At 72.3% G+C, this 12333-nt stretch carries 10 protein-coding genes; 5 read left to right on the top strand and 5 right to left on the bottom strand.

Annotated features, from left to right (window positions below; all coding sequences use genetic code 11):
- Positions 1–75 precede the first annotated feature (75 nt).
- Genes ACLHRZ_RS18240 through aceA form a run of 3 tightly spaced genes read right to left on the bottom strand, consistent with a single transcriptional unit; the run spans position 76 to position 3869 of the window.
- Positions 76–954 (bottom strand): 3-hydroxybutyryl-CoA dehydrogenase, encoded by an 879-nt coding sequence (locus tag ACLHRZ_RS18240; protein ID WP_490419510.1) that lies wholly within the window; start codon positions 952–954, stop codon positions 76–78.
- Positions 951–2552: a malate synthase A gene (gene aceB / locus ACLHRZ_RS18235; protein WP_490419509.1), complete on the bottom strand. Its 1602-nt coding sequence runs from the start codon at positions 2550–2552 to the stop codon at positions 951–953. Before aceB ends, ACLHRZ_RS18240 begins: the two co-directional genes overlap by 4 nt.
- A gap of 33 nt (positions 2553–2585) precedes the next feature.
- Positions 2586–3869, bottom strand: coding sequence for an isocitrate lyase (aceA, locus tag ACLHRZ_RS18230; protein WP_490419508.1), 1284 nt, complete (start codon positions 3867–3869; stop codon positions 2586–2588).
- Between the two features lie 181 nt (positions 3870–4050).
- On the opposite strand from aceA, the gene ACLHRZ_RS18225 reads away from it, so the two are divergent.
- Together ACLHRZ_RS18225 and ACLHRZ_RS18220 are read left to right on the top strand one after the other, a co-directional pair.
- Entirely contained in the window at positions 4051–5454 is a 1404-nt protein-coding gene (locus ACLHRZ_RS18225; RefSeq protein ID WP_490419507.1) for a short-chain fatty acyl-CoA regulator family protein, read from the top strand.
- Between the two features lie 30 nt (positions 5455–5484).
- Positions 5485–5895: a hypothetical protein gene (locus ACLHRZ_RS18220; RefSeq protein WP_490419506.1), complete on the top strand. Its 411-nt coding sequence runs from the start codon at positions 5485–5487 to the stop codon at positions 5893–5895.
- A 6-nt stretch (positions 5896–5901) separates the two neighbouring features.
- Here the strand turns inward: ACLHRZ_RS18220 and ACLHRZ_RS18215 are convergent, their stop codons facing one another.
- Positions 5902–6156, bottom strand: coding sequence for a hypothetical protein (locus ACLHRZ_RS18215; protein ID WP_490419505.1), 255 nt, complete (start codon positions 6154–6156; stop codon positions 5902–5904).
- Positions 6157–6281: 125 nt separating this feature from the next.
- On the opposite strand from ACLHRZ_RS18215, the gene ACLHRZ_RS18210 reads away from it, so the two are divergent.
- Entirely contained in the window at positions 6282–7019 is a 738-nt protein-coding gene (locus ACLHRZ_RS18210) for a phosphotransferase family protein (RefSeq protein ID WP_490419504.1), read from the top strand.
- A gap of 30 nt (positions 7020–7049) precedes the next feature.
- Here ACLHRZ_RS18210 and ACLHRZ_RS18205 read toward each other — a convergent pair whose 3' ends face one another.
- Entirely contained in the window at positions 7050–9920 is a 2871-nt protein-coding gene (locus ACLHRZ_RS18205; protein WP_490419503.1) for an AfsR/SARP family transcriptional regulator, read from the bottom strand.
- A gap of 221 nt (positions 9921–10141) precedes the next feature.
- Between ACLHRZ_RS18205 and ACLHRZ_RS18200 the strand changes: the two genes are divergently transcribed.
- Both ACLHRZ_RS18200 and ACLHRZ_RS18195 read left to right on the top strand, forming a co-directional pair.
- Positions 10142–11743 carry a peptidoglycan-binding protein gene (locus ACLHRZ_RS18200; RefSeq protein ID WP_490419502.1) on the top strand — a complete coding sequence of 534 codons (1602 nt, stop codon included), beginning with the start codon at positions 10142–10144 and terminating at the stop codon, positions 11741–11743.
- 131 nt (positions 11744–11874) lie between these two features.
- Positions 11875–12306 (top strand): hypothetical protein, encoded by a 432-nt coding sequence (locus tag ACLHRZ_RS18195; protein ID WP_490419501.1) that lies wholly within the window; start codon positions 11875–11877, stop codon positions 12304–12306.
- The last annotated feature ends 27 nt before the right edge of the window (positions 12307–12333 follow it).

Below are 12333 nucleotides of genomic sequence, written 5' to 3'. Positions count from 1 at the left end.
CCTTTCGGGGCGCCCCGAAAGGGGCGCGGGGAACTGCGCGACCAGCCACAGCCGACCCGCAGCCACCAGAACCGCTCAGCCCACCCCGTACCGGTGGAACCCCCGCCCCGCCTTGCGCCCGAGCAACCCGGCCTCCACCATCCGCATCAGCAACGGCGGCGGCGCATACAGCGGCTCCTTGAACTCCGCGTACAGCGACTCCGCGATGGAGGCGACCGTGTCGAGGCCGATGAGATCAGCGAGCCTGAGCGGTCCCATCGGGTGGGCGCAGCCCAGCTCCATCCCCGTGTCGATGTCCGTGGCGGTGGCGAAGCCGGACTCGGCCATGCGGATGGCGGACAGGAGGTACGGGATGAGGAGGGCGTTGACGACGAACCCGGCCCGGTCCCGGGAGCGGATGACCGTTCTGCCCAGTGTGCGGGTGGCGAACTCCTCGACGGCGGTCGCGGTGGCGGACGAGGTGTGCAGGGAGGTGACGACCTCCACCAGGGGCAGGACGGGCACCGGGTTGAAGAAGTGCAGCCCCACGACGCGGTCTGAGCGCTGGGTGGCCCTGCCGAGCCGCATGACGGGCAGGGAGGAGGTGTTGGTGGCGAGGATCGCCTCCGGATCTTCGACGATCTTGTCGAGGGCCTCGAAGACCTCGGTCTTGACCTCCGCATGCTCGATCACGGCCTCGATGACGAACTGCCGGTCGGCGAGGTCGTCCAGACTGCCGGTGAAGACGAGCCGGCCCAGAGCGTCCTCGGCATCGGCGCGGTCCGACTTGCCGCGCTCGACTGCCCGTTCCAGGGAACCCGCCACCCGGTCGCGGGCGGCGCGCGCGGCGGTGGCGTCCGTCTCGCAGACCACGGTGTCGAGTCCGGCCCGGGCGCAGACCTCGGCGATGCCGGCTCCCATCTGCCCGCCGCCGACGACGCCGACGCGCGTGATACGCCTGATGTGCGTGGTCATGGCTGCGCCTCCCGGTTGCGGACGAGGTACCGGTCGTAGGCGTCGACGGTGAAGAACGCCGGGAGTTCCTTGGCCAGGGCCGTCCGTTCGACGATGTCGCAGGCCTGCTCGACCAGGGCGTAGGGGCGTTCCGCGACCAGGGCCGCGGCCTCCGCGTCGAGGTGGGCGCGCACGGTGTCGCGGTCGACGGCGCCGTGGCGTATCCACTGCCAGATCTGGCAGCGGGCGATCTCGGCGGTGGCCGCGTCCTCCATCAGCCCGTACAGGGCGACGGCTCCGCTGCCGCGCAGCCAGGCCTCGACGTAGCGCAGGGCGACGGCGACGTTCGCGCGGATCCCGTCGGGGGTCGGCGGGCCGCTGGTGCGGCGGACGGCGAGAAGGTCGGCGGCGCTGACGTCGACGTCGACGTCGTCGCGCGTGCGGTCCATCTGGTGCGGGCGGTCGCCGAGTACCCCGTCGAAGACCTCGCGGCAGACGGGGACGAGGCCGGGGTGAGCGACCCAGGAGCCGTCGAAGCCGTCTTCCGCCTCGCGCTCCTTGTCGAGCCGCACCCGTGCGTGCGCGGCTTCGTCGGCCGCGGCGTCCCGGCCGGGGACGTGCGCCGCCATCCCGCCGATCGCATGGGCGCCGCGCTTGTGGCAGGTGCGTACGAGCAGTTCGGTGTAGGACCGCAGGAAGGGGGCCGTCATGGTGACCTTCGCCCGGTCCGGGAGGACGAAGTCGGGGCGGTGGGCGAAGTTCTTGACGATGCTGAACAGGTAGTCCCAGCGGCCGGCGTTGAGCCCGGCGCTGTGGTCGCGGAGTTCGAAGAGGATCTCCTCCATCTCGAAGGCGGCGGTGACCGTCTCGATCAGGACGGTGGCGCGGACGGTTCCGCGGGGGATGCCGAGCAGGTCCTGGGCGAGGACGAAGACGTCGTTCCACAGGCGGGCCTCGTAGCGGTTCTCCAGCTTGGGGAGGTAGAAGTACGGGCCGTGTCCGGCGTCGATCTGGCGCCGGGCGCAGTGGAAGAAGTACAGGCCGAAGTCCACGAGGGCGGCGGCCACGGGGCGTCCGTCGATACGCAGGTGTTCCTCGGCGAGGTGCCAGCCGCGGGGGCGGACCACGATGGTCGCGAGCCGCTCCCCCAGCCGGTAGTCCTTGCCCTCGGGTGTGGTGAAGTCGATGCGCCGCTCGACGGCGTCGAGCAGGTTCAGCTGCCCGCCGATGATGTTCTCCCAGGTGGGCGAGGTGGCGTCCTCGAAGTCGGCCATCCACACCCGGGCCCCGGAGTTGAGGGCGTTGACGGTCATGCGCCGCTCGGGCGGGCCGGTGATCTCCACCCGGCGGTCGGTGAGGCCGGGCGCGGGGGGCGCCACGCGCCAGCCGGGGTCCTTGCGGACGGAGGAGGTGGCGGGAGAGAAGTCGAGTGCGGCCCCCGAGGCGAGGAGCAGGGCGCGGCGGCGGCGCTCCTTGAAGAGGTCGCGGCGCCGGCCGGCGAAGGCTTCGTCCAGGCGGGCGATGAAGTCCAGTGCCTCGGGGGTGAGGATCTCGTCGTGACGGTTGCCGGGCGTGCCGAGGACACGGACGGGGCGGGTCGGTGCGGTGGTGGTGGGCATGCGGGGTCTCCGTCGGCTTCCTGGTCGGCCTTCCTAGTGGAACTGCTCTTCCTCGGTGGAACCCGTCATCGCCGTGGTGGAGGAGGCGGGGTTGACGGCCGTGGTGACGAGGTCGAAGTAGCCCGCGCCGACCTCGCGTTGGTGCCTGACGGCGGTGAAGCCGTCCTGCTGCGCGGCGAACTCGCGCTCCTGCAGGTCGACATAGGCGGTCATGCCGTGCTCGGCGTAGCCGCGGGCGAGGTCGAACATGGCGTGGTTGAGGGAGTGGAAGCCGGCCAGGGTGATGAACTGGAAGCGGTAGCCCATCGCGGCCAGCTCGCGCTGGAACTTGGCGATCTGGTCGTCGTCGAGGGATGCCTTCCAGTTGAAGGACGGCGAGCAGTTGTAGGCGAGCATCTGCTCGGGGTACTCGGCGTGGACGGCCTCGGCGAACTCGCGGGCCTGGGCCAGGTCGGGGGTGCCGGTCTCCATCCACAGCAGGTCCGCGTAGGGGGCGTAGGCGAGGCCGCGGGCGATGGCCGGGGCCATGCCGTTCTCGACGCGGTGGAAGCCTTCGGCGGTGCGCCCGCCGGTGCAGAAGCGGGCGTCGCGCTCGTCGACGTCGCTGGTGAGCAGTGTGGCGGCGAGTGCGTCGGTGCGGGCCACGATCAGGGTGGGCACGTCGGCGATGTCGGCGGCCAGGCGGGCGGCGTTGAGGGTGCGGATGTGCTGGGCGGTGGGGACGAGGACCTTGCCGCCCAGGTGGCCGCACTTCTTCTCCGAGGCCAGCTGGTCCTCGTAGTGGATGCCGGCGGCGCCGGCCGCGATCATCGCCTTGGTGAGCTCGAAGGCGTTCAGCGGGCCGCCGAAGCCGGCCTCGGCGTCCGCGACGATGGGGGCGAGCCAGTCGGTGGTGTCGGTGCCGCCCTCGGCGGTGGCTATCTGGTCGGCGCGCAGGAGTGCGTTGTTGATGCGGCGGACCACCTGCGGCACCGAGTTGGCGGGGTACAGGCTCTGGTCGGGGTAGGTGTGCCCGGCCTGGTTGGCGTCGGCGGCGACCTGCCAGCCGGAGAGGTAGATCGCCTGGAGTCCGGCCCTGACCATCTGCACGGCCTGGCCGCCGGTGAGCGCGCCGAGCGCGTGGAGGTAGTCGCTGTCGTGCAGTTGCCGCCACAGGCGCTCGGCGCCGCGGCGTGCCAGGGTGTGCTCCTCGCGGACGGTGCCGGACAGCCGGATCACGTCCTGCGCGCTGTGGGTGCGCTCGACGCCCGTCCAGCGGGGGTCGGTCGCCCACCGCCGGGTGAGCGCTTCTGCTGCCTGTGTCTGTGCCTGCGTCATGCTCGACTCCCGTCGCTGTCAACTCTGCGAAGAACACGTGCGCTTGCTTCAGTACGACCCTGGCAGTGGCACGCAGTGCCTTCAACCGTGGCTCCCTGCCAACTGTTGCGAATCTTCGGCCCGTCTTTTGCCAAGCTTGCGAAGGTCCGGTACCAGGGGTCACACGTCTACACTCACGATCGTGAGCAAGACGTACGCGGGAGCGCGGCTGCGGAGGCTGCGCGAGGAACGCCGCTTCAGCCAGGCCGAGTTCGCCAGGATCCTGGCGATATCGCCCAGTTACCTCAACCAGATGGAGCACGACTCCCGCCCGCTGACCGTCCCCGTCCTGCTGCGGCTGACGGAGGCGTTCGGCGTGGACCCCGCCTTCTTCTCCGAACTCGACACCACCCGCGTCCTCGCCGACCTGCGCGAAGCCCTCGCCGACGAGATCACCGCCGCCCGTGTCTCCCCCGCGGACCTGTCCGAACTCGCCTCCCGGCTGCCGGCGGTCGCCGCCGTCCTGCTCGACCTCGGACGCCGCAACCAGGCCCTGAACGAGCGGCTGGCCGAGGCCGCGGACGGCCGGGACGGGGCCGGCGCGCCGAGCGCACCGCGCACGCCCCACGAGGAGATCCGCGAGTTCTTCTACCGCCGCCAGAACTACCTCCACGACCTCGACCTCGCCGCCGAACGCCTGGCCGCGGACCTCGGCATCCGCCCCGGCGGGGTCCTGACGGCCCTGTCGGCACGGCTCACCGGCCGTCACGCTGTGCAACTTGCCGCGGGCTCCGGCCGGTTGCACCACTACGACCCGGCGCACCGCACCCTGCACCTCGCCGACCGGCTGCGCCCCGGCCAGCGGGCCTTCCGGATGGCCACGCAGCTGGCCCTGCTGGAATTCGCGGACGAACTGTCGGCGCTCGCCGCGGAGGACTACGCCGAGCAGTCCACGACCTGGTCGCTCGCGAGGATCGGCATCGCCAACTACGTGGCCGCCGCACTGATCCTGCCCTATCGCGCCTTCCACACGGCGGCCGAGGAGATGCGGTACGACATCGAGCGGCTCACCGACCACTTCGGCGTGGGCTACGAGACCGTCTGCCACCGCCTGAGCACCCTGCAACGCCCCCGGCTGCGCGGGGTGCCGTTCTCCTTCGTCCGCGTCGACCGCGCCGGCAACATGTCCAAACGGCAGTCCGCGACCGGCTTCCACTTCTCCCGCGCCGGCGGCACCTGCCCGCTGTGGAACGTCTACGAGGCCTTCGCCGCACCCGGCCGCATCCAGGTGCAGATCGCCGCCATGCCCGACGGGCAGCGCTACTTGTGGACCGCGCGCACCGTGACCCGGCAGCGCGGCGGCTGGGGCGAGCCCGGCAAGACCTTCGCCATCGGCCTGGGCTGCGAGGTCCGCCACGCCGGCCGGCTCGTCTACTCCGACGGTCTCGACCTCGCCAACGCCGCGGCCGCCACGCCCATCGGCATGGGCTGCCGCATCTGCGAACGCCTCGACTGCCCGCAGCGGGCCGTACCGCCCCTGGGACGCCCCCTTGCCATCGACGAGAACAGCAGCACGTTCGTGCCGTACCCGGTGGCGGAACAGTGAGGCACGCAGTGCCGTCCCTACGATGCAGGCATGGCCAAAACGACCGCAGAGAAGCTGGGCGTGAAAGAGGGCTCGGCCCTCCTGCTGATCGGGGCGCCCCGGGACTGGAGCCCGGGCCCGCTTCCCGCGGGCGCCACGGCGGCATCGGCCGCGGATGCCACGGGCGCGGCCGACCGGCAGCCGGACCTCACCGTGCTCTTCGTACCCGACGCCGCCGCGCTCGAAGCGTCACTGAAGGACGCGCTGGCCACCGTCCCCCTCGACGGACTGTTCTGGGTCGCGTACCGCAAGGGCGGCACCAAGGCGGGCACCGACCTCAACCGGGACATCCTCCAGGAACACCTCGCGGGTCACGGGGTCACCGGGGTCATGCTCATCTCCCTGGACGCCACCTGGTCCGGCATGCGGGTGCGCCCGGTGACGCACGTGGGGCGGCGCTGACGCCGCTCAGCCGAACAGCACCAGGAGGACGGCCACCGCGGCTATGACGACCGCGCCGATGACGAACCCCCAGATCACCTTCCGCTGCCACGGGGCCACGTAACCACCGCGCAGCGCGCTCCCCATCCGTCCGTACTGCTCGACCCGCCCCATGGGGGTCAACGGCTCCGTCTGCCCCTGCGGCATCCCCTGCGTCCAGTCGGGCCCGGCCTGCGGGTACCGACGGCGCCACTGCTCGTCCTCACGCCACGGCAACGTCATGACGGCTGCTCCCTTTCCCCGTTGTTTCCTCACTGCGCATCGTCTCCTCGTCCCCCTACCCGGCCGGGGCGAGCGCACGCGATAAACCCGGCGACGTCGACAGTCGTCCCGCAATACTGACCGCCATGGACGAAGTCGAGGTCGTCGTCGCCCACTCCGAGCGCGCGACCCTGCGCGTCGGCGACGTGTTCCTGAAGGTGGACGCCGATCAGGCGCGCATGGACGTCGAGGTCGAGGCGATGGCCCTGGCACCGGTCCCGACCCCGGAAGTCCTGTGGCGCAAACCGCCCGTGCTCGCACTCGCCGCGGTCCCCGGGACCGCACTCGGCCGCCTCGGCGAGCCGTCGGCCGCGTCGCCGGCGGCGTGGGGCGCAGCGGGTGCCGCCCTCCGGAAGCTGCACGACGCGCCGTTGCCGCCCTGGCCCGGCCGGGGTATCGACGAGTTGGCGGCGGATCTCGACGCCAAGTGCGAGTGGCTCGTGACGAACGGCGTCCTGCCCGTCGGCCTGGTCACCCGCAACCGCGAGGTCGCCGAGGCCGCGCTCCGGCCGTGGACTCCGGCGTTCACACACGGCGACCTGCAGATCGCCCACGTCTTCGCCGACGGCGACGAGATCACCGGCATCATCGACTGGTCCGAAGCGGGCCGGGGTGATGCCCTGTACGACCTCGCCACCTTGACGCTCGGACACGAGGAGCACCTCGGCAACGTCGTCGCCGGATACGGCACCGATGTCGACCTCGACGTGATCCGTGGGTGGTGGTCGTTGCGCAGTCTGCGGGCGGTTCGCTGGCTGGCCGAGCACGGCTTCGACCCGTCCGCGCCGGGCTGCGAGGTCGACGTGCTCAGGTCCCGGATGTGAGGCCGCGCAGACGTTCGGGCCACACCCGCCTCACCCGGCAGCGAGGATCTGCCCCGTCGGCCCGAGGGTGATGAGCCGGCGGGTGAGCGCGGCCACGGCACGGCCGTCATCCCGCCTGCGGTACAAGGCGATTGCGGTGTCGAGGTGGGCGGCGGCTTCCGCGGGGCGGCCGTGGCTGTCGAGGAATGCGGCGAACTGGGCCTGGGCGAGGCCGTGGAGGTGGTCGTCGCCGGCGTCGGCGCTGAGTTCGATGAGGTGGCGCCAGGTGGTCTCGGCCTCCGCGGTGCGGTCGAGCCGGTCCAGGGCGTGGGCCTCGAAGCCCAGCGTGCCCAGGGCTATCTGGCCCGACGGCCGGTCCGCCAGGAGCCGTCGCGCGTGGCGGGCGCGGTGCAGCAGTTCCTCGGGCGGGCTGACGGCCATGTCCGCCATGCACATGCGGTGCAGGACGAACGCCTCCAGGAAGGCGTCGGCGGCGCGGGCCGCTTCGAGGGCCTCGGCGAAGCGCTGCCGTCCCAGGTCGGCACGGCCCAGGTCGTAGTGGATGCCGGCGAGCATGCCCATGGCGATGGTGCAATGGCGGTCGCCCGGCGGGAACAGCTGGAGCGCGCGTTCCAGGTGCGGCAAGGCCTCCTGGGGGCGGTGGAGCTGGCCGAGGACGATGCCCATCGTGGTGTGGGCCCGGGCCGATGCGACCGGGTCCTGCAGGTGTGCGGCGGCGCGCAGGCCGAGGGTGGCGCAGTCCAGCCAGGCACCGATGTCGGTGCAGGCGTAGTAGCTCGCGGCGTTGTGGGCCAGCCGCCAGGCGCGCTCGTGGTCGTGGGACGCGGCGCAGGTGTCGATGAGCTTGCGGATCACCGGGGCCTCGGGGCCCCACCAGCGCAGTGCGTCACGGGTGTCCGCGAGCCGGGGCAGGGCCCGGGGCACTCCGGCCACGGGAGGGAAGGGGGTGCGGTCGTCCCCGAAGATCACGGCGGCGGCGGTGGCGGTCGCGGCGAGGTAGTAGTCGGCGAGGCGCTGCGTGGCCCGCTCGCGGTCCCCCGGCGGCAGTTCCTCCTCGGCGAGTCGGCCGCAGTAGAGGCGCACGAGGTCGTGTGCCTGGTAGCGGCCGGGCCGGGATTCGGTGAGCAGGTGCAGTGCGGCCAGGTCCGCCAGGGCCTGCCGGCCGGCGGCCGGTGACTCGTCGAGGAGGGCGGCGGCGGTCAGGCCGTCGATCCCGGGGCCGGGGTGGAGGGCGAGCAGCGGCAGCAGCCGGGCGGCCGACGGCGGCAAGTGGCGTCTGCTCAGGCCCAGTTCACGCTGAACGCTGCGGTCGCCGGACAGGCCCAGGGCGCCCAGGCGTGCCTGCTCGTCCTCCAGTTCGGCGACGAGGTCGGCGACCGACCACTGCGGGTGCATGACCAGCCGGGCGAGGGCGATGCTCAGCGCGAGGGGCAGGAAGTCGCACAGTTCGACCAGGCGGCGTGCCGCCTTGGGGTCCTGCAGCGTGCGTTCGTCGCCCAGCCGCAGGCGCAGGAGTTCGTGGGCGGCGGTGGCGGTGAAGACGCCGACCGGCAGGTACGCCGCGTTCCCGCCCAGGACCAGTCCGTCCAGGGCGTGCCGGCTGCAGACGACGGTGTGCGTGGTATCGCCGTCGGAGAGGAAGGGGGTGATGTCGTCGGCGCACCGGGCATTGTCGAGGACGACGAGCAGGCGGCGGTCGCGCACGAGGTCGCGGAAGAGCCTGGAGCGCGCCTCGGCCGACGCCGGGATCTCGTCGTCCGGTACGCCCATGGCGCGCAGGAAGGCGTGCAGGATCCCGGCGGGGTCGGCAGGGCCCCGGGGGTCGAAGCCCTGCAGGTCGGCGTAGAGCCGGCCGTCGGGGAACCGCTCGGCCGCCCCGTGCGCCCAGTGGACGACCAGCGAGGTCTTGCCGCTCCCGGCCGCCCCGGCGACGACGAGCACGCGCGGTGCCCGCGTCCCGTCGCCGGCGCACGCCTCGTCGAGCCGCTGCCGTTCCTCGGGCCGGGCGACGAAGCCGGCCGGTGGCTGCGGCAGCAGGTGGGGGGCGAGGTAGGCGGACGGGGGTGCGGCGGCTGCGGTGACGGCCGGCTGGGCATCCGGGGCCGGGTCCTGGGCAGGGGCCGTCAGGTCGGGGTCGGCGTGCAGGATCCGCTCGTAGAGCGACTGGAGTTCCGGGCCGGGTGCGACGCCGAGTTCGCCGTCCAGGTGCCGCTGGGTGTCCAGGAACGCGCCGAGCGCCTCGCCCTGGCGGCCGGACCGGTACAGCGCGAGCATCAGCAGCTCCGTCAGCCGCTCCCGCAGCGGGTGCTGCCTGACCAGTCCGGCCAGGATGGGAACCGCCTCGGTGTGACGCCCGAGTTCCAGCCTGGTCTCCGCCAGCTGCTGCTCGGCGGCCAGCAGCGTCTCGGCGAGCCGGTCGCGCTCGCGCTCGGCGAACGGGCCCGGCACCCCGGCCAGCGGGGTGCCCTGCGGGAGGTCCAGCGCCCGGACGAGGAGCTCGCCGGCCCGCCGGTGTTCCCCGGCCGACCGGGCCCGTCCGGCTGCGGCGAGCATGTCCTCCAGGACGTCGGCGTCGAGGACACCGGGATCTGCTTCCAGGGCGTAGCCCCCGGCGAGCGGGACCAGCGGGCCGGGCCCGCTCGTCTCGCTCGCCGGCCGCAGGCTGCGGCGCAGCCGGGAGACGTACGAGCGCAGCGTGCCCACCGCCGAGGCGGGCAGGTCCTCGCCCCACACCGCGTACAGCAGCTCGTCACGCCCGACCGGGCGGCCGTGGTGGAGCAGCAACGCGGCGAGCACGGCCTGCTGCTGGGGGCTGCCGAGGTCCAGCGTGCTCTCCCCGCGCCAGGCGCGCACCGGGCCGAGCACCGCGAACCTCAAGGCGGCGCCTTCTGCCTCCGCCATCACGTACCCCTCGGAATCCACCCACAAGACAAAATGCTGACGCAAGTTACCCGACGTAAGCCGTCCCGCCAAACCGTGGACCGTCGGCACGCGGGAGCGGCGCACGGCTCCCGCCCCCTGCCGTCAATCTTTTGGCAACCTTTCTCCACCCCTCGTCTGCAAGCCTCCTCGCGGTCGGCGAGCCCACTCACCGGCCGGTACGGACAGCAAGGAGGTGTCCCGTGACTCGGGACAGAGTTCGCATATCGCGGCGCCACGCCATCTCGACCCTCGTGGCGACGGCAGCACTGGCCGGTGGCCTGGGCCTCGGCCTGGCCCAGCCCCACGCGACGGCGGCCACGGCCGGCACGAACGGCAAGGCCCCCGCGGGCCAGGGCCGCGCAACGGCATCCGGCCCCACGGGCGGTTCGTGGCTGAGCCTGAAGAACGGTCACCTGGCCTACGGGCAGGACGCGCAGGGCAACCGGATCCCCGACTACTCCTACGCCGGGTACGAGGGCGGCGGCGCGTCGCTGCCGAAGGCGACCGTCAAGGCGACCGTCCCGGCCCCGGGCACGGGGGATGCGACCGCCACCGTCCAGGCGGCGATCGACAAGGTGGCCGCGCTGCCGCAGGGCTCCGACGGGATGCGGGGCGCCGTCCAGCTCTCGCCGGGGCAGTACCACATCGCCGGGCAGCTGCACATCACCGCGAGCGGCGTCGTCCTGCGCGGGTCGGGCACCGGCTCCACCGTGCTCGTCGCCGACCAGCCCTCGGTGCGCACCCTGCTGACCATCGGGAACACGGCGCGCTACACCCCCGTCGGCACCCCGCAGCAGGTGACGGACGACTACGTGCCCGTCGGCGGCACGACCCTGACGCTGGGCAGCACCGCCGGACTCAACGTCGGCGACGAGGTCGTCGTGGAGCGGCCGACCACCCAGGCGTGGATCGACGCCCTCGGCATGACCGACGCGTGGAAGCCCAACTGGAGCCTGCGCTCCGAGCGGAAGGTCACCGCCGTCCACGGCGACAAGGTCACCCTCGACATCCCCCTGACCACGGCGCTGGAGAAGCAGTACACGCAGGCGACGGTCTACAAGTACACCTTCCCGCGCATCGACCACGTCGGCGTGGAGAACCTGGGCCTGGACGGCCAGGCCATGAGCGGCGACCCCGACTACGCCAAGTCCTTCTACAACGCCGCCCCGTGGGAGTTCAACGCCGTCCAGGACTCCTGGATCACCGGCGTCACCTGGCGCCACTTCGGCGGCAGCGGCCAGACCGCACTCGGCCCGCAGAGCCGGCGCATCTCCGTCCTGCACACCCAGGCCCTGGACTTCAACACCACCGACTCCTCGGCCCGTTCGGAGGCCTACCTCCTGCAGGGGCAGCAGAACCTGGTCCAGGACTGCGCCGTCACCGCGTCCAAGATCCACGCCTTCTCCACCTACGGCCGCCAGTCCGGCCCCAACGTCTTCTCCCGCTGCAAGGCGACCCTGGTGGACCAGACCTACGACGCGGGCGGCCACGAGCGCTGGGGCAGCGGCACCCTCTACGACGACGTGACGCTCGACGGCTCGCTGCTGCTCGTCAACAACGGCAGCCGCGGCAGCGGCCACGGCTGGTCCGACGCCAACAGCACCGCCTACAACTGCACCACCCAGCAGTACATGGCCCAGGAGCCCCCGACCGCCCACAACTGGGCCATCGGCTGCACCGGCACCCTCATGAACGGCAGTGACGGACAGATCGAGTCCGACGGCAAGCACATGCTGCCCGACAGTCTCTACGACCAGCAGCTCCTCGACCGCCGCGCGACGGCGCGCAGCGCCCGCTCCTGACGCCCGTCACAGCACCGCCAACCGTGCGTCAACGTTCCGGCAACACCGGAACGTGAGGGTGGTTCTGCGCACTTGAGCGCATCCATCGCCCGGTGGGCCGCACAGCCCACCGGGCACGCACGAGGAGCATCATGAACTTCACCGCCTTCAAGCGGCAGACCGCACGCACGCTCGCGGTCCTCGGCGCCACCGCCGCGGCGGCCTGCCTTGTCGGCAGCAGCCAGGCGTACGCCGTCACCCCTCACCAGCTCAAGCTGTGCAACAAGTCCGGCCCGGGGGAGTTCGGGCCCCTCGCGGTCTCGGTGCACCTCATCGACCGGCAGGTCTGGGTCCCCAACGTCCAGTCCGGTTACTGCACCACGTTCCAGCTTACCGGCAACGGCGGCGAGCGCGCGGCGATCTGGGTCCAGCCCGAGTGGAAGTGCGACAACTGGCCGCCTGCGCAGACGTGCTACTCGTACACCCCCTACAACGGGAAGACCAACGGCAAGCTGATCGGCATCCTGGACAGCAAGGGCACGGACATCACCCTCACCGGCCCCCTCACCTACACCCAGCAGTAGCCCCGGGGCGGCATCACTGCGCCGGGC

This window comes from Streptomyces sp. AM25 (genome assembly GCF_058146165.1).
The sequence above is the reverse complement of the archived record's forward strand: the minus strand, read 5'-3'. Positions and strand labels throughout refer to the sequence as shown.

Coding starts and splice junctions, on each gene's coding strand:
- ACLHRZ_RS18195 (WP_490419501.1), top strand. CDS start 11,875: ATGAACTTCACCGCCTTCAAGCGGCAGACCGCACGCACGCTCGCGGTC.
- ACLHRZ_RS18205 (WP_490419503.1), bottom strand. CDS start 9,920: ATGGCGGAGGCAGAAGGCGCCGCCTTGAGGTTCGCGGTGCTCGGCCCG.
- aceB (WP_490419509.1), bottom strand. CDS start 2,552: ATGCCCACCACCACCGCACCGACCCGCCCCGTCCGTGTCCTCGGCACG.
- aceA (WP_490419508.1), bottom strand. CDS start 3,869: ATGACGCAGGCACAGACACAGGCAGCAGAAGCGCTCACCCGGCGGTGG.
- ACLHRZ_RS18240 (WP_490419510.1), bottom strand. CDS start 954: ATGACCACGCACATCAGGCGTATCACGCGCGTCGGCGTCGTCGGCGGC.
- ACLHRZ_RS18215 (WP_490419505.1), bottom strand. CDS start 6,156: ATGACGTTGCCGTGGCGTGAGGACGAGCAGTGGCGCCGTCGGTACCCG.
- ACLHRZ_RS18220 (WP_490419506.1), top strand. CDS start 5,485: ATGGCCAAAACGACCGCAGAGAAGCTGGGCGTGAAAGAGGGCTCGGCC.
- ACLHRZ_RS18210 (WP_490419504.1), top strand. CDS start 6,282: ATGGACGAAGTCGAGGTCGTCGTCGCCCACTCCGAGCGCGCGACCCTG.